We start from the raw sequence: 14,460 nt of genomic DNA, 5'->3' as shown, positions 1-14,460 counted from the left end.
ACTCATAAAGGAATGTAGCCCAGCAATATTGCCGCACCCAGCGCCGTGAAAATGCCCCCCAGGCCACCGAGAAGCAGCAGCGGAAACCACAGCTCGGCGAAGGACCGGATGCGCGCCTCATGAGGCCGCTCGGGATCGTAAAGGACGCGGACCGATGCGCCAAGTTCATATGCGGGCGGATTGGAATGGGCCATCGAACTGAAGCGCACCTGCTGCCCCGAATCCATCGCGAACGCGACCACCGGCCGGTAAGTGCGTGAGTCGCCCACCTCCATCGCCGGCTCCTCCTCGAGCGCGACTACCTCCCCGGCTGCTTCGCGGGCCTGGTCGAGAAACGCCCGCGTGCGCACCCCGTGCCGGGCCGCGGTCGCCAGCAGCCCGCCCCCCGCCAGCAGGAAGATGACGGGCAGAACGACACCCAGGAAAAACTCGTCGGACATGTTCAGCTACCGCCCCGACCGCTAGCCGTTTTGGCGATAGGTCCCCGCCCCGTGCGCCGCGGCAAGAAACTCCGGAAGGGCTTCCGCTTTGGCTGAAAATGCCGCGAGCGCCGGATAGTTGGCCGCAGGGACGAGCTCGGGGAGCATCCGCTGCGTGAAATGCCACGCCACCGCCGTGCTCACCCCCGCCTGATCGATCGTCGCGCTCGCCACCGCCAGCGGCCGCCGCACCAACTCCTCCTCGAGCGCCCCATACGCCGCCAGCAACTGCCCGGTCACCCGGGCGACCCACGGCTCATGCATCTTCTCGGGCGGCCGCTGGCCCCGTTCATAGATGATCTGCACACTCTTCTCGCACGCCGCCAGCGCCAGCCCGATCACCCGCAGCGCGTGCTGAAGCTCGGGGATGGACGCGGGCAACAGGCTGCGGCCGGGCCGAGCAAGCGCTTCCGCGTACTCCAGGATCAGCGTCGAATCCATCAGCACCTCGCCGTCATCGCAGATGAACGACGGCGCCTTGACCACCGGATTGATCTGCTGGAACTGCGCGAACGTGCGGAATACCGACAGCGACTCGTGCTCGAAGCGCAGACCGAGAAGCTGCATGGAGACCGCCACTCGGCGAACATACGGAGAATCGAGCATGCCGACAAGCTTCATCATTGCTCCTTGTGTGTGTGTCACGGCTGACTCGGGCAGGGCGTCGACCGCGCCGCCGCGAGACTGCATGTCATACGCTCATACATTGTGGCGATAGAACCTCGTGTCGACCGCCATCACCGGAAAGCTGGCGGGCAACTCGGCGCGCGTAATCTCGCGGAAGCCACTTTTCTCGTAGAAGCGGTGCGCCGCAAAGAACTTGGCGGTGGTTCCGAGGTAGATCTCGCGCACGCCGCGCTTGCGGCACCAGGCGAGGAGCGTTTCCAGCAGACGCCTGGCGACGCCCTGCTCCGCACCGCGATGCGTGGCCTTGACGAACATCTTGCGCAGCGCCGCCTGATTTTCGCCGATGTCCAGCAATGCGATGGTTCCGACGACAGTCTGGCCGTCCAGGGCGACCCAGAAGTTGCCATTGCCCCGCAGGTAATAGCCGGGAATGTCCCGCAGATCAGGCTGCGCCTCGAGCGTGATCGGGATCCCGAACTCGGCCTGCTGGATCGGAAGAATGACGTCGACGACGCCACGGGCGTATGGTGGAGAAAATGGGACGATGTCGATCATTGTTTCCCCTGTGATGCACCACGCGAAAACCACCAAAAACTCATACGCATAAACAACGACACTGTGGCGCGGCCCCGTTCACCGGGCGCAGCGCTGTGGAAAATCCCCTGCCCCCCTTGGTTCGTCGCTCACGCCGGAAACAGACCGAACACTACGGCAAGCGCAAGCGCCGCGGTCACCGCGCTCAGCCATAGCACTCGTACCCGATTGGTTTCGATGCGCTGGACAAGCTGCGCGTTCTGCTCGGCGAGGGCCTTGATGAGTTCCGATGATGCAAGCATCTGGCCGTGCAAGTCGGCCACCGACGCCTCCAGCGCGATGGCACGCGCTTCCAGTGCGGCGATGGTGCGCGATTCGGCCGAGACGGCGGGCTGCGTGCTCGCATCGGAAACCTCCGGCGGAGAGGATTTCTTCGCCACCGTATTCCACAGCTTCTTCGCGCCTTCAGCAACCTTTGGCGCGTTGCTGATGACATCCGCCCACGGAACGCTTTGCAGTACTGTGAGCCAGCCGATTGCCATGAATGTGCCTCCTGCAAGTTTGAGCTCGCCTGACGCCGAGGTTCCCGGGGGCAGCCTGCGAGTGCGGTGGAGCGCCGTTTGCAGGCCGTCTCGCGGAACGACCTGTGAGGGCGCCCGCATGACAACTATTCGAGCTTTCGGTCTTCGCGCTTGGCCGCCGCCATTGCCTCCGGCTCCAGTTCCTCGGCGTAGCGATTGAGGCGGATGAATACCCCCCAGCCGGCCAGGAGCAGCCCTACGGATAACAATAGGCTCGCGGCATACAGCAACTGCACCGAGTCCTCGCGCACCGCCTTGAACGTCGCGACGAGTCCTTCGATGGCGAGCGCGACCACAACTACCACCATGAATCGTGACAAAAAACGGCGTACCCGTGTCGGTCCGCTGATATGCGCGTCACGAATGACTTCTTCCTCAGAAATGGTCTGCGCGATCTGAAGCGCGACAACTGCAGCTGCCAACAAGCCGACCGCTTCGATTATCCCCTGCGCTGCAACCCGGTCCAGCCCGCCGCCGACGGCGGTCCAGCCGATGCGGGCGGCTATGATGATGAGCACGATTGCGGCGCAGGCAAAAAGAAAAGCCATGAGCGCATGGATGATCGAGAACAGCCGCAAAAGAGCTTTCATTGGCACATCCTCTCGAAGAGAAGCCTGCAGCGCATGGCCTGCGCCCGTCTCCCTCATGATGAACCACTAGAAGCGGGATACGCAACGGGCCAAGAGCCTCGTCGCTATCTTCCGTGCCGGCATCACCGATTGCAGGATGCGCGAACGTGCGACGGGAACAGGAGCACCAGAAACGCCAACAGCAGCGCGGCGACCAGCAACGGCCCGAAGCCCGGCGGGCGCGAGAAGCTGAAATGGCCGACGATCCAGCCAAGCAGCCGAAACAGCTGGTAGCCGGCCGCAGCAATCCCGAGCCACCACGCCCATCTGTAATGCTTCCACAAACCCCATGCGACGATCGCCGCGATGAACGCGGCAATCCATGTGGCGGGTTGCGTAAGGCTGAAACGCAAGGTGAATGCGTCGCCCGTATTCGCGAAACGTACCAGCGTGCCACCGAGCACGACGACCAGATACGTGACAGCGGTTACTGAAGCAAGGCGTAAACGGTTATTTGCCATAGGACACTTGAAGAGTTGAACATCGACGGTTCCGCCTACTCAATTCTGCATCAACCGGCTGGCGTTTGACATGCGCACGTCACCCCGCTTGCTGGTCCCAATGGTCATGGCGCTCCGCTTCGCTGGAAGGGGCAGGCCGCATGGGCTTCATGCCACATTGCGCACCTCTGCCGCGAGGCGATCGAGGTTCTGCTCGTTCGCCTCGGTCACGAACTTCGCGATACGCTGCCGCTCAGCGGCCGTGTCGAACACCTGGCGCCAGCCCACCACGGTCTGGGCCCCCTGCGCCGCAAGCGTGATGGTCATCTCGAAGTGGTGGCCGGAAAAGTGCTCGAAGACGATGCGCTCGGGCGCGAGGACTTCCATGAAGACGCTCTCGTTCGGGTAGTCCGTACCGTCAGGCCCGTGCATGACAAAGCGCCACGTGCCGCCAGCGCGGAAGTCGAACTCGTGAAAAGTGCTGCTGAACCCGTTCGGCCCCCACCACCGTGCAAGGTGAGCGGGATCACTGAAGGCTTTGAAGACGCGCTCGCGCGGCGCATCGATCACGCGCGAGTGGACAAACTCGCGGTCCGCCGTGGATTCGGCCTTCGCTGCAGGCTTCTCGTTCATGTGCGATCTCCTCGTCTTGAACCTCATGAAATTCCATGAATCGTCGGTGACCGCATGAGTGCCCGCGTCGAGCAGCACTGGCCACCGCCCGGCATCTGCCTTGCAGGCTGCGCCGGCAGCCTACCCCCGCTCCCAATACCCCGGCGTGTGATAGATCCCCTTCAGGTATTCGATGAAGTGCCGCACCTTGGCCGGCAGGTAGCGCTGCTGCGGATACACCGCCTGGATGTCGTAGGTGGGCGCAGCGAATTCGTCTAGGACGGTCACCAGTTCGCCGCGTTTGAGTTCGGCCTGGATTTCCCAGGTGGAGCGCCAGCCGATGCCGAACCCCTGCTTGACCCAGCTGTAGAGAAGTTCGCCGTCGTTGCAGTCGAGATCACCGTCGACGCGGACGGCCACGAGTTTGCCGTCGCGCAGGAAGCTCCAGCCGCGTTGCTGGCCGCCCTGCAGGTTGAAGGCGAGGCAGTTGTGGTGGGCGAGGTCCTCGAGGGTGTGCGGTTCGCCGTGGCGGGCGAAGTATTCGGGGGTGCCACAGACGACGCGACGGTTCGCAAAGAGGCGCACGGCGACGTAGTTGGGGTCGGTGACTTCGCCGATGCGGATACCCATGTCGTAGCCTTCGCGCACGAGGTCGACGACGCTGTCGGTGAGGTTGAACGAGAGCCTGAGTTCCGGGTAGCGCGCCTTGAAGGCCGGGGCGTGCGGGGCAACGTGGCGGCGGCCGAAGGCGGCCGGGGCGGAAACGACGAGGTGGCCGCGCACGATGTCGCGCCCGGCGCTGACGCTGGTTTCGGCATCGTCGAACTCGCGGATCAGGTGGCGGCACTGTTCGAGGAACTGTTCGCCGAGGTCGGTGAGCGTGAGCCCGCGCGTCGAGCGGTGCATCAGGCGCACGCCGAGGCGTTTTTCGAGGCCGTCGAGGCGGCGCCCCATGACGACCGGAGTCACGCCTTCGACGAGCGCGGCGGCGGCGAAGCTGCCCTTCTCGGCGACCAGGACGAAGCTGCGGATTTCGGTGTAGCGGTCCATGCGGTGGTCCGGTTATCTGCGTAAAGGCTCGGCGCAGTTACGAAAGGCCGAGATCCGGAGCACAGCAACTTTACCGGATGATGCGGTGCCGTCGCACCCCCTGCCGCGTCGCGCGTACGGTCCTGATGACGGGGATGCAGAGGATTGTATGTCTGCTCCCCGCCGATGCTCAGATCGCCGCGCCGGCGGTACCGTGGCCACGCTGCGGGCGCCGACGATACAGGCGGCGCAACAGCCGGCCGGCCCAGCGGACCGGCCAGGGCGAATGAGCGACCAGCCGGACACTGCCGCGCGGCATGCCTTCGACCAGTGCGAGGCCGTTGCTGGCGAGGCACAGCCCGTCGCCCGCGGCGAGATAAAAATCGCCGGGCTGGCCTTGCACGGTCAGCCAGACCCTGCCGGCAGTGCATTCCAGACGGACACCGCGAGCATCGCGAATGGCGAGCGGCTTCAATGCGTCCAGCTGGATTATTCCGTTGCTCAGTGACATCCGCATGATCGCTCTCCTGAAATCGTCAATAAAGGCGCATTGCCAGTCTAGGAACACAGGGGATAGCAGTACAGACACACGGAACTTAAATTGTGATCGCTACAATTCTATTTCTCTTAAAGTGTACTGGTCGAAACGGAGGGCAACTGTGCCTTTCGACCGGGCGCGGCCGGCAGGACAATGCGGCGCAGGTGGCGTGAAGAAAATGGGGGGAGTGATGGAACAGCGTGCACTGCGATACGAACAATTGGCCGACGAGCTGGCCGGCCTGATCGCCGAGCGCATCCTGCGCCCCGGCGACCGCCTGCCCTCGGTGCGCACGATGGCACGCGAAAAGAAGCTGTCGGTGTCGACGGTGGTGCAGGCGCTGCGCCAACTCGAGGAGCGTGGCCAGGTCGAGGCGCGTCCCCAGTCCGGCTTCTTTGTCCGCCCGCTCACCGCCAGCCGCAACGCGCAACTCGAACCGCAGGCGCGGCAGCGGCGGTCGCGTCCGGTCGCCGTGGATATCAGCAGCCGGCTGATGGGCGTCGTGGCGCTGAACAGCCGGCCGGACATGGTGCCGCTCGGCCCCGCGATGCCGGCCGCCGAGCTGCTGCCGATCGCGCCGCTGCAGCGCCTGTACGGCCAGGTCGGGCGGCAGTCGGCACGCCTCCTCGACGCGGCCAGCCACTCGCAACTGAACCACCCCGACCTGGTACGCCAGTTCGTGCGCCATTCGCTGACTTGGGGGCAGGCGCTGGCAGCGGACGAGATCGTCGTCACCAACTCGTGCACCGAAGCCCTGCTGCTGTGCCTGCGCGCGGTGACCCGGCCCGGCGACACGGTGGCGGTCGAATCGCCCTCGTACTACCTGATGCTGCAGTTGCTGGAGGAACTGGGGCTGAAGGCGCTGGAAATTCCGACCCACCCCCGCCATGGCCTGTCGGTGGATGCCCTGGAGATCGCGAGCCGCGAACGGCGCATCGCCGCCTGCCTGCTGGTGAGCAATTTCAACAACCCGCTGGGGAGCCTCGTTCCCGACGAGGAAAAACGGCGCCTCGCCACCTTGACGGCGGAGCGGGGAATCCCGGTGATCGAAGACGACATCTTCGGCGACCTGCATTACGGTCCGCATCGGCCGTGGCCGCTGAAATCCTTCGACACGGCCGGCAACGTGATGCTGTGCTCGTCGCTGTCGAAGACGCTGAGCCCGTCGCTGCGGCTGGGCTACGTCGCCGCGGGCCGCTACCACGCGGATGTCGTGATGCAGAAAACGCTGACATCGGGCGCGACCAACCCGGTGACGCAGGCGGTCGCCGCCCGCTACCTTGAATCCACGGCCTACGACCGGCACCTGCGGGGCCTGCGGCGCGTCTACGAGAAGCAGGTGATGCAGATGTCCGAAGCCGTGCTGCGTCACTTTCCGGCGGGCACACGCCTCTCGCAGCCGCAGGGCGGCTTCGTGCTGTGGGTCGAACTGCCGGCCGGGGGCGACGGCACGGCGCTGTTCGAGGAAGCGGCCAAGGCCAGCATCGCGATCGTGCCCGGCGACCTGTTTTCCGCCAGTGGACACTTCCGCAATTGCCTGCGGCTCAACTGCGGCAACCCGTGGTCGCCGCGCTTCGAGGATGCGATCCGGCGGCTCGGGGCGTTTGCGGCAGCTCAGTGCGCGGCCGGTCGCAGGGCGGACGAGCCGAAGGCCTGATCCGCCAACGCGGCCTCGACTATCGCCAGCATGTGGCGGAAGGCGGTGCGCTGCGCCGAAGCGCGGTCATTGTCTGTTGTCCTTCGCCAGCTTGGCGTCGGGAAGACCGGCTTCAACTGCCGATGACTGTGCCTGCGCATCCTTCAGTTGGTCCGCAGTAAGGCTGCGCAAGACCTCAGCGCGATCGCGCACGGCATCACCATGCAGTGCCGCGGCCGCACGATTGAACCACACATAGGCGCGCACCGGGTCCCGCGGAAAGCCGACACCATCACGGTACAGCCGACCCAGTTCGAGCATGCCGTCGGGGTCCCCCCTTTCGGCTGCCGTCCGGATCCACTTCACCGCCTGGCCGTAATCCTGCAACACACCGAAGCCGTTGCGGTAGAGCTTTCCAAGCATCACCATGGCCGCAGGATTGTCCTTCTCCGCCGCCGACTGCAACCAACGCACCGCTTCGGCGGATTGCTCGCCAGCTTGCGCGCCACCGAAGAGCAGCAGCTTCGCAATACGGAGCTGAGCCTCCGCATCGCCCTCCTGCGCCGCCCTCAGCGTATGGGGATCGATCGCCACTGGCGCTGCGACGGGCGCATGCGCCGCGATTTCGTCCCCACTTCGCTCGTCGACCGCCCAAAACACCATGATGGCGATGCCCAGCAGTGGCAGCACCGCAGAGGAAAGGGCAAAGCGCCGGCGCGATAGCGCCTGGTCGGGCGCCCAAAAACGGTGGTGGCAGGCACGGCAACGATACGGCCGCAGTCCCGGATTCGTCTGTCTTTCGACGTCCGATCGCCAATTGGACTTGCGGCAGTCGCCGCTCCTGCAACCGGGGCATGTGACGTTGGCGTGAAGTGTCATCCGGGCTTCGCAAGCTCAGTACGCAGGTTCGGGCAGTCAGGCTGCATGGTCATAGATCCATCCAGCAAGATTATGCGCCTGTCCCACCGATGAGTGACTGACTTCCCATCTTGGCGTAACCAGATATAAGCGACGCCCGACACCTGTCGCTGGTGCTTCTCGTGTCGTTCTCTTCCGTGCTGAGCGCAGGGTTATGTGTGTGGGCCAAGTGCTATGATGTGTATAGATGTTATTGGAGATACACATCATGCGGACGAACATTGTTATTGACGACAAGTTGATGAGCGACACCCTTCGAGCGACGGGCCTGAAAACCAAGCGGGAGGCGGTTGAACTTGGGTTGCGAACGGTGTTGCGCCTTAGCCGGCAGGAAGAGATACGGCGTTTCCGGGGCAAGTTGAACTGGCAGGGCGACCTTGATGCAATGAGGACAGACCAGTGATTTTGGTCGACTCGAGCGTGTGGATTGACTACTTTCGGGGAGCCGCCACGCCGGAGGCCGAGAAGCTCGATTCGCTCTTGGGGAGCGAACCGGTCGCGACGGGAGACCTCATTTTGACCGAGGTGCTTCAAGGCTTTGGAAGTGACCGCGAGTTTAACGAAGCCAAACGATTGCTCACCTCGTTGGATGTCGTGGAACTGGGTGGTCAGGAGATCGCGATCCAAGCAGCCAAGAATTTTCGGAGTTTGAGAGCGCGTGGTATTACCGTGCGCAAGACCATAGATACGGTGATCGCGACGCGCTGCATTGAAAGCGACTACGCCCTTTTGTTCAGCGATAGAGATTTTGAGCCGTTCGTTCAACACTTGGGACTCCGGTCGGCGCTTTCAGAAACATAACGTGCAGCCAACCGGCAGCCGGAGCGCGAAGGGGACCCAACAGCGAAGCTGTTGGGCTATCGGGTTAAGCGTCAACGCTCCGCCTCACTGGTAGTCCTGACCCGCATGCCTGAGCCAGCCCGCCTGGTGGCGCCCGTCCGGGTCATGGTGGGTCCAGTGAACAACGCCACCCTTCGCATTCCACTCGTACACACCATTGAAGGCAACAGAGTCCCCAGATTTCAGCGTCGCAATTCGGGGAGCCAAATCGATGTTGTGCGCAACGAGAATGGTTTGGCCGGAAGAAAGTGCGAGGATGAAGCGTTGATGGCGACTTCCGTCATTGTCGTCGGCAAGGAGCTTTGAAACTACTCCTTCGCCTTGAACTTGTACGCCACTCTTCTGTTCATTGAACGCCGCTTGAACCGCATTGGAGGAACCGGAGTGCTCGGTGCTCGTTTGTGTTGCCGGTAACGTTGTGAGCTGGCGAAACCCATTGGTTTTTCCATACCCTACGTAGAAGGCTGCCGCCACAGCAGCGATGAGTAGTAGTATTTTTTTCATTGATTCGTTATGGGTTATCGGATGCCAGGGAGTAGGTCGTTGGTTATTTGACGCTTAACGCTAAATTCAGCCGACAGCAAACGCGCAGCTTCTGGCGGTCTGCTGCAATGATTTGTTGGGCGTCTGTGCCACCAGAGTAGACAGTCGGCCGCTGTAGATGTACAGTAATCCGTACATATAAGGAGCCCGCTATGGATGCAATTACCTACACTACCGTTCGTGCAAACCTCGCCAGCGCCATGGACCGGGTTTGCAACGACCACGAGGCTTTGATCATTACCCGCAACGGCGAGCAGTCCGTTGTGATGCTCTCGCTCGAAGACTTCAAGGCGCTTGAAGAGACCGCGTACCTCTTGCGCACACCCGCAAACGCCAAGCGCCTTCTCTCGGCAGCTGCTCAACTGAACGCCGGCAAAGGCGTTGAGCGGAAGCTGGCGGAATGAAGCTGATTTTCGCGGACGAGGCATGGGAAGACTACCTGTACTGGCAAAAACAGGACAAACGCATGGTTGAACGGATCAACAAGTTGATACGTGCGACACAGCACGAGCCCTTTGCGGGCGTTGGAAAGCCGGAAGCATTGAAGCACGCGCTCTCAGGATATTGGTCACGCCGGATCACGGATGAGCATCGCATGGTGTACAGGGTAGAGGGAGATGCATTGCTGATCGCTCAGTTGCGCTTTCATTACTGAGACGCCCAACGCCTCCAACTGTTGCGCGGCACAGCCGTTGACGATCCGCCGGATGCGCCAACGTATCACCGCGGCATCAGCGCGAACACACCCCAGCCCAGGTATTCACGCGTGTAAGCGGCGTAACGCTCGGGTTCCGAGGTCAGTTTGGCTCGAACATCTTTCGCGAACTCGTCATCAGGATTGGCTTCAAGCCATCGGCGCATGGTGAGCCATTTGGTCGCCTCGTATCTGTCCCAGCCGTCTTGGTCAGCAAGAACCATTTCAACGACGTCGTAGCCAAGGTGGCCGAAAGACGCGAGAAGTTCTGGAAGCATGAGAAAATCGGAGATTGAGTTGGCAAGACACCCCTTGGCAACATCTTCCGTCGGCGGTAACTGCCGCCAGTAGGGCTCGCCGATGAGGATTATCCCTCCGGTGCGCAGGCTCCGCGCCAGAAGCTCGATAGTGCCGATGACTCCCTCGGCGATCCAAGTGGCACCGACACAGGCTGCCACACTGGCCTTCTCGTCAGAGACATAGCCGGAAGCATCGCCATGGATGAACTTGACTTGATCGTCGACGCCGAGTTCTACAGCACGGAGTTTCGCTTGCTCGGTGAACAACTGGCTCATGTCGATGCCGGTGCCGATGACGCCGTGATCGCGTGCCCAGGTGCACAGCATCTCCCCCGAACCGCTGCCGAGGTCGAGCACTCGGGCCCCCGATTCCAGACGTAGCGCCGCGCCGAGAGTGGCGAGCTTTTCGGGTGTGATCGGGTTGTGGATGCGGTGAGCACTTTCAGTGATGTTGAATATCCGTGGGATGTCCATTGTGAAAAATTCCCTTACGGGTGTGAATAGCTTCGGTCAGGGCCTAAAGTAGAAGTCACCGGCGCTGCGCGGCCTTATCGCGCAGCGTCCGTGTGGACTGCCGGGTTGGGCGGTGTGCTGCACTAGGCTTTATGGGAACTATTGCCAGGCTAATCAGCTGCAAGAGCCCTTCGCGCTCCCGGGGGCTGGCGGGCACGGCGCGGTTCCCGAGGTGCTGCTGTGGCAAGACGTTGCGCATTCGTCCTGCGGCAATGCCACGGCCATCATCTGGCTACCTGCCATCAGGCCCGCTTTGATGAACTGCTCCTCCGGAATCGCCTCGTAGGTGCGACCGCCCAGCTCGAGCGTTCGGCAATCCGATTCGCCGCACACTGAGCAGCAGCGACTCATGCCAACGTTGGCGTCTAGCCACTCCTCAATCGGTTTTCCCGCGATCCACACGCGGTTGGACTCCGACGGATTTGCCTTGAACGCATTCTCGTCGATCTCTCGCGTTTCGAGCACGGGTTCAATTCCTAGCGGTCGCAGCGCGGCAGCGAGCTTAGCCACTGCCGCCTCGAGTTCGCGGCCCGTATTCCCACAACGCGTACAGGTCTCTCCACCCTTCACGAGACGCTTCCACACAATCGGCATCTGCTTCATCTCAGCTCTCCTTGGTATTGATATCCGTGACATGGGGCGGCTCTTTCCGATGCCCAACGTAGAAACGACCGGCGAACAGTAGGCCGGCGAAAGCCGGCCGAAAGGACGTCCGTGTCGATTGCCAAGTTAGGCATCGTCACGGCGCGGTCCGCCTAAAGTGATTGGCGAGACACTCGGACCGCCATTCCCAATAGTCCGAGAGTAGATGATTGGCGGCGATGATTCGCTCCATGAGTTTTTCAAGGGAGTCGACCGAGAACTGCACGTATTCCTGCAGCATTCCCTTCTTAGAACCCTTTAGCCGCACGAACGTGTATCCCTCTTCATCAGTGTTGTTCCAATCTGCGTGCACCACGAGATTTCGCAGCCTTGCGACTTCACTCAACTCGCGGATCAGTGCATCGAAGTTCGGCGGTTCACTCGCAAAGCACTGATGGAAGTCCTCGGAGAAGCGCTTGAACAGGTCCAGCTTGGCGTTGAACATGAGCTTCTGAATCACGATGAGGCCACCGGAGTTCGACAGTTAATCCCGAAAAATGACGATTTTGGCAAAGGCGCCCCAGTATTCATGCGGGTTTCAGCCCGAGTTTTCTGAAATGCTTGTGGTGGCACGTTTGTAACGGAATACGCCTTTGTTGACGTGCTATAGGTGGGTTATAAAGTGGCGGCATGCATGTCAAGATCACCACCTCCGGAAGCCGCCGCTACGTCCAACTCGTCGAGTCCTATCGGGATGACGCGGGCCGGGTAAAGAAGCGCACCGTGGCCACCCTGGGGCGACTCGATCAGCTCGGCGGCGAACTCGATTCGGTGATCAACGGTCTGTTGAGGGTGTCGGGGCGTGATCCCCTCGGTGCGAAGCCGGCACCGCCATCGGTAGCGTTCGAGTCGGCGCGCGCATTGGGCGACGTGTGGGCGCTCACGGAGTTGTGGAAGGAGCTGGGCTTCGGCGAGCTGCGGCGCGTGTTTCGCCGGACGCGGCACACCACCGACGTCGAAGCCCTGATCCGCGTGATGGTGCTCAACCGTCTGTGCGATCCCGACTCCAAGCTCGGCGTGCTGCGCTGGCTGGAGACCGTGGCGCTGCCCGAAGTCGATGTCAGCACGATCACGCATCAGCAGTTGCTGCGCAGCATGGATGCGCTGATGGATCACCAGGCGGCGGTCGATGCGGTGGTCGCCGGGCTGTTGCGCCCGCTGATCGATCAGGACCTGTCGGTCGTGTTTTACGATCTGACCACGATCCGCTCCGAGGGGCTGACGACGGTCGAAGGTGACGTGCGCCAGTTCGGCATGGCCAAGGAAGGCTTGATCGCGCGCCAGTTCATGCTGGGCGTGGTGCAGACGGCCGAAGGCTTGCCGATCTACCACGAGGTGTTCGACGGCAACGCGTCCGAGACGAAGACGCTGCTGCCGACCCTCACGACGGTGCTCGAACGCTTCCCGCAGGTGCGCCGGCTGATTCTCGTGGCCGATCGCGGGCTCTTGAGCCTGGACAACCTCGAAGCGCTGCAGGCAATCCGGCTCGCCAACGGGCAGGCGCTCGAATTCATCATCGCCGTGCCGGGACGACGCTACCATGAGTTTGCCGAGCTGCTCGGCGACTTCCACCGCACCCACTGCGCCCCGGCCAAGGATGAGGTGACCGGCGAACTCGCATGGAATGGCCTGCGCCTGGTCGTGGCGCACGATCCGGCGACGGCGGCCGTCCAGACCCAACGTCGCCACGAACGTATCGAGACGCTCATTAATCAGGGCGAGCACTGGGCCGGCAAACTCGTCGATCAAGACGGTGGCGTCAAACACCGTGGGCGCAAACTCTCGGACAGCGGCGCGAAGGCACGCTTCTACCACGCGGTGTGCGAGGCGCATCTGTCGAAGATCATCAAGGTCGATCTGCCGGCCGAGCTCTTCAGCTACGACATCGACGTCGCCGCTCGCACGCTCGCCGAAATGATGGACGGCAAGCTGCTGCTCGTCACCAATGCGCAGGACCTGACACCCGCGGACATCGTCGTGCGCTACAAGTCGCTCGCCGACATCGAGCGCGGCTTCAAGGTGCTCAAGTCCGAGATCGAGATCGGGCCGGTGTATCACCGGCTGCCCGAGCGCATCCGGGCGCATGCCTCAATCTGTTTCATGGCGCTGATCCTGCACCGGATCATGCGTGCCCGCTTGCGCGCGGCAGATACCGGACTGACCCCGGAGCGCGCCCTCGAGCAGCTGCATCGCATCCAGCACCACCGCATCCGCCTCAATGACGCCGAGCCGGTGACCGGGGTGTCTTCCATCAGCACCGATCAGAGTGAGGTCCTCAGTGCGCTCCGGGTGAAAAAACCGCTCGCGCCCCAGCAGCTGACGCTGTTGTAGTGGAGCGTTTCAAAGTCGCGCTCAACAAAATCAGATAGTTACGCGATTAACTGTCGAACTCCGGAGGCCAGGCGCATCGGTTCGGTCGGAAACGATCTCGCAAATGAACGAGTCGAGCGACTTTTCGACGGCGTTGAAGTACATGACGACCAAGCCTATGAGCGGGAGCGAGTCGTCAAGGTAGGCCTCTGCACGGTCCTCATCCTCAATCTCATGCGAAAGATGCTGCACGAACTGCCTGGTTCTGGTCTTCATAAGGCCGCCACGTCTGAAAACGATGCCCAACGTTGAGGTAACCTGCAACCGCGCGAGGCGGTTCGTTCGAAGAGCGTTCCGCTTTCGGTTGTCAGATTGACCGACTACAAAGGGACTTCCCACTTCCGCCCGCGGCATTGGCCGCCCGGCATCGAAGTGCCAAGATTGAATTGCTGAAGTTCAATCTGAGATCGCGAAAGGGGAAGTCCAAATGAATACTACGACGGTCGGCGTGGATCTGGCAAAGAACGTGTTCGTCGCCTGTGTGGCGGACGGCGCGGGCCGGGTGATCGAGACGCGCGAGTTCAACCGCGCCGGGT

At 62.2% G+C, this 14,460-nt stretch carries 20 protein-coding genes; 6 read left to right on the top strand and 14 right to left on the bottom strand.

The window, feature by feature from the left end:
* Positions 1-2: 2 nt before the first annotated feature.
* From GPA25_RS06515 to GPA25_RS06475, 9 genes are all read right to left on the bottom strand, one after another.
* Positions 3-440, bottom strand: a complete 438-nt coding sequence (locus tag GPA25_RS06515; protein ID WP_169259563.1) for a DUF3592 domain-containing protein — start codon at positions 438-440, stop codon at positions 3-5.
* A 21-nt stretch (positions 441-461) separates the two neighbouring features.
* A complete protein-coding gene (locus GPA25_RS06510) occupies positions 462-1,103 on the bottom strand; it encodes a glutathione S-transferase (protein ID WP_246265423.1) in 642 nt (213 codons plus the stop codon).
* 75 nt (positions 1,104-1,178) lie between these two features.
* Positions 1,179-1,661 carry a GNAT family N-acetyltransferase gene (locus tag GPA25_RS06505; RefSeq protein ID WP_169259562.1) on the bottom strand — a complete coding sequence of 161 codons (483 nt, stop codon included), beginning with the start codon at positions 1,659-1,661 and terminating at the stop codon, positions 1,179-1,181.
* 128 nt (positions 1,662-1,789) lie between these two features.
* On the bottom strand, positions 1,790-2,182 hold the full coding sequence (locus tag GPA25_RS06500) for a hypothetical protein (RefSeq protein ID WP_169259561.1): 393 nt from the start codon (positions 2,180-2,182) through the stop codon (positions 1,790-1,792).
* 125 nt (positions 2,183-2,307) lie between these two features.
* Positions 2,308-2,811, bottom strand: a complete 504-nt coding sequence (locus GPA25_RS06495; RefSeq protein WP_169259560.1) for a hypothetical protein — start codon at positions 2,809-2,811, stop codon at positions 2,308-2,310.
* 122 nt (positions 2,812-2,933) lie between these two features.
* On the bottom strand, positions 2,934-3,311 hold the full coding sequence (locus tag GPA25_RS06490) for a hypothetical protein (RefSeq protein WP_169259559.1): 378 nt from the start codon (positions 3,309-3,311) through the stop codon (positions 2,934-2,936).
* A 147-nt stretch (positions 3,312-3,458) separates the two neighbouring features.
* Positions 3,459-3,923 (bottom strand): SRPBCC family protein, encoded by a 465-nt coding sequence (locus tag GPA25_RS06485; RefSeq protein ID WP_169259558.1) that lies wholly within the window; start codon positions 3,921-3,923, stop codon positions 3,459-3,461.
* Positions 3,924-4,043: 120 nt separating this feature from the next.
* Positions 4,044-4,952, bottom strand: coding sequence for a LysR family transcriptional regulator (locus GPA25_RS06480; protein ID WP_169259557.1), 909 nt, complete (start codon positions 4,950-4,952; stop codon positions 4,044-4,046).
* Positions 4,953-5,121: 169 nt separating this feature from the next.
* Positions 5,122-5,448 (bottom strand): DUF2917 domain-containing protein, encoded by a 327-nt coding sequence (locus tag GPA25_RS06475; RefSeq protein ID WP_169259556.1) that lies wholly within the window; start codon positions 5,446-5,448, stop codon positions 5,122-5,124.
* A gap of 211 nt (positions 5,449-5,659) precedes the next feature.
* Here GPA25_RS06475 and GPA25_RS06470 point away from each other — a divergent pair, with 211 nt between their 5' ends.
* Positions 5,660-7,126, top strand: a complete 1,467-nt coding sequence (locus GPA25_RS06470) for an aminotransferase-like domain-containing protein (protein WP_169259555.1) — start codon at positions 5,660-5,662, stop codon at positions 7,124-7,126.
* A 66-nt stretch (positions 7,127-7,192) separates the two neighbouring features.
* Here the strand turns inward: GPA25_RS06470 and GPA25_RS23955 are convergent, their stop codons facing one another.
* The gene (locus GPA25_RS23955) at positions 7,193-7,699 is read right to left on the bottom strand and encodes a tetratricopeptide repeat protein (RefSeq protein WP_343034853.1); all 507 of its coding nucleotides are present in this window, start codon (positions 7,697-7,699) and stop codon (positions 7,193-7,195) included.
* A gap of 532 nt (positions 7,700-8,231) precedes the next feature.
* On the opposite strand from GPA25_RS23955, the gene GPA25_RS06460 reads away from it, so the two are divergent.
* Positions 8,232-8,426: a type II toxin-antitoxin system VapB family antitoxin gene (locus tag GPA25_RS06460; protein WP_169259553.1), complete on the top strand. Its 195-nt coding sequence runs from the start codon at positions 8,232-8,234 to the stop codon at positions 8,424-8,426.
* A complete protein-coding gene (gene vapC / locus GPA25_RS06455; RefSeq protein ID WP_169259552.1) occupies positions 8,423-8,824 on the top strand; it encodes a type II toxin-antitoxin system VapC family toxin in 402 nt (133 codons plus the stop codon). Before GPA25_RS06460 ends, vapC begins: the two co-directional genes overlap by 4 nt.
* Positions 8,825-8,908: 84 nt before the next feature.
* On the opposite strand, the gene GPA25_RS06450 is transcribed toward vapC, so the two are convergent.
* Positions 8,909-9,367 carry a DUF3465 domain-containing protein gene (locus GPA25_RS06450; RefSeq protein WP_169259551.1) on the bottom strand — a complete coding sequence of 153 codons (459 nt, stop codon included), beginning with the start codon at positions 9,365-9,367 and terminating at the stop codon, positions 8,909-8,911.
* A gap of 191 nt (positions 9,368-9,558) precedes the next feature.
* On the opposite strand from GPA25_RS06450, the gene GPA25_RS06445 reads away from it, so the two are divergent.
* Positions 9,559-9,810 carry a type II toxin-antitoxin system Phd/YefM family antitoxin gene (locus GPA25_RS06445; protein ID WP_169259550.1) on the top strand — a complete coding sequence of 84 codons (252 nt, stop codon included), beginning with the start codon at positions 9,559-9,561 and terminating at the stop codon, positions 9,808-9,810.
* On the top strand, positions 9,807-10,061 hold the full coding sequence (locus GPA25_RS06440) for a Txe/YoeB family addiction module toxin (protein ID WP_169259549.1): 255 nt from the start codon (positions 9,807-9,809) through the stop codon (positions 10,059-10,061). The genes GPA25_RS06445 and GPA25_RS06440 overlap by 4 nt, the downstream gene beginning before the upstream one ends.
* A gap of 65 nt (positions 10,062-10,126) precedes the next feature.
* On the opposite strand, the gene GPA25_RS06435 is transcribed toward GPA25_RS06440, so the two are convergent.
* From GPA25_RS06435 to GPA25_RS06425, 3 genes are all read right to left on the bottom strand, one after another.
* Positions 10,127-10,873, bottom strand: a complete 747-nt coding sequence (locus GPA25_RS06435; protein ID WP_169259548.1) for an SAM-dependent methyltransferase — start codon at positions 10,871-10,873, stop codon at positions 10,127-10,129.
* Positions 10,874-11,026: 153 nt separating this feature from the next.
* On the bottom strand, positions 11,027-11,515 hold the full coding sequence (locus GPA25_RS06430; protein ID WP_169259547.1) for a DUF2703 domain-containing protein: 489 nt from the start codon (positions 11,513-11,515) through the stop codon (positions 11,027-11,029).
* 136 nt (positions 11,516-11,651) lie between these two features.
* Complete coding sequence (locus GPA25_RS06425) at positions 11,652-12,014, bottom strand: hypothetical protein (RefSeq protein WP_169259546.1); 363 nt, start codon at positions 12,012-12,014, stop codon at positions 11,652-11,654.
* Between the two features lie 170 nt (positions 12,015-12,184).
* On the opposite strand from GPA25_RS06425, the gene GPA25_RS06420 reads away from it, so the two are divergent.
* On the top strand, positions 12,185-13,885 hold the full coding sequence (locus tag GPA25_RS06420; protein ID WP_169259545.1) for an IS1634 family transposase: 1,701 nt from the start codon (positions 12,185-12,187) through the stop codon (positions 13,883-13,885).
* The last annotated feature ends 575 nt before the right edge of the window (positions 13,886-14,460 follow it).

Source organism: Aromatoleum diolicum (assembly GCF_012910955.1).
GTDB classification, from domain to species: Bacteria; Pseudomonadota; Gammaproteobacteria; order Burkholderiales; family Rhodocyclaceae; genus Aromatoleum; species Aromatoleum diolicum.
Note: the sequence above shows the minus strand (reverse complement) of the source record. Positions and strands in the feature narration are given on the sequence as shown.

Bases quoted from the DNA above. Each gene is read 5' to 3' on its own strand.
- GPA25_RS06505 (WP_169259562.1), bottom strand. From the start codon at position 1,661: ATGATCGACATCGTCCCATTTTCTCCACCATACGCCCGTGGCGTCGTC.
- GPA25_RS06435 (WP_169259548.1), bottom strand. From the start codon at position 10,873: ATGGACATCCCACGGATATTCAACATCACTGAAAGTGCTCACCGCATC.
- GPA25_RS06485 (WP_169259558.1), bottom strand. From the start codon at position 3,923: ATGAACGAGAAGCCTGCAGCGAAGGCCGAATCCACGGCGGACCGCGAG.
- GPA25_RS06450 (WP_169259551.1), bottom strand. From the start codon at position 9,367: ATGAAAAAAATACTACTACTCATCGCTGCTGTGGCGGCAGCCTTCTAC.
- GPA25_RS06460 (WP_169259553.1), top strand. From the start codon at position 8,232: ATGCGGACGAACATTGTTATTGACGACAAGTTGATGAGCGACACCCTT.
- GPA25_RS06510 (WP_246265423.1), bottom strand. From the start codon at position 1,103: ATGATGAAGCTTGTCGGCATGCTCGATTCTCCGTATGTTCGCCGAGTG.
- GPA25_RS06500 (WP_169259561.1), bottom strand. From the start codon at position 2,182: ATGGCAATCGGCTGGCTCACAGTACTGCAAAGCGTTCCGTGGGCGGAT.
- GPA25_RS06480 (WP_169259557.1), bottom strand. From the start codon at position 4,952: ATGGACCGCTACACCGAAATCCGCAGCTTCGTCCTGGTCGCCGAGAAG.
- GPA25_RS06430 (WP_169259547.1), bottom strand. From the start codon at position 11,515: ATGAAGCAGATGCCGATTGTGTGGAAGCGTCTCGTGAAGGGTGGAGAG.
- GPA25_RS06490 (WP_169259559.1), bottom strand. From the start codon at position 3,311: ATGGCAAATAACCGTTTACGCCTTGCTTCAGTAACCGCTGTCACGTAT.
- GPA25_RS06470 (WP_169259555.1), top strand. From the start codon at position 5,660: ATGGAACAGCGTGCACTGCGATACGAACAATTGGCCGACGAGCTGGCC.
- GPA25_RS06515 (WP_169259563.1), bottom strand. From the start codon at position 440: ATGTCCGACGAGTTTTTCCTGGGTGTCGTTCTGCCCGTCATCTTCCTG.
- GPA25_RS06440 (WP_169259549.1), top strand. From the start codon at position 9,807: ATGAAGCTGATTTTCGCGGACGAGGCATGGGAAGACTACCTGTACTGG.
- GPA25_RS06445 (WP_169259550.1), top strand. From the start codon at position 9,559: ATGGATGCAATTACCTACACTACCGTTCGTGCAAACCTCGCCAGCGCC.
- GPA25_RS06420 (WP_169259545.1), top strand. From the start codon at position 12,185: ATGCATGTCAAGATCACCACCTCCGGAAGCCGCCGCTACGTCCAACTC.
- GPA25_RS06495 (WP_169259560.1), bottom strand. From the start codon at position 2,811: ATGAAAGCTCTTTTGCGGCTGTTCTCGATCATCCATGCGCTCATGGCT.
- GPA25_RS06475 (WP_169259556.1), bottom strand. From the start codon at position 5,448: ATGCGGATGTCACTGAGCAACGGAATAATCCAGCTGGACGCATTGAAG.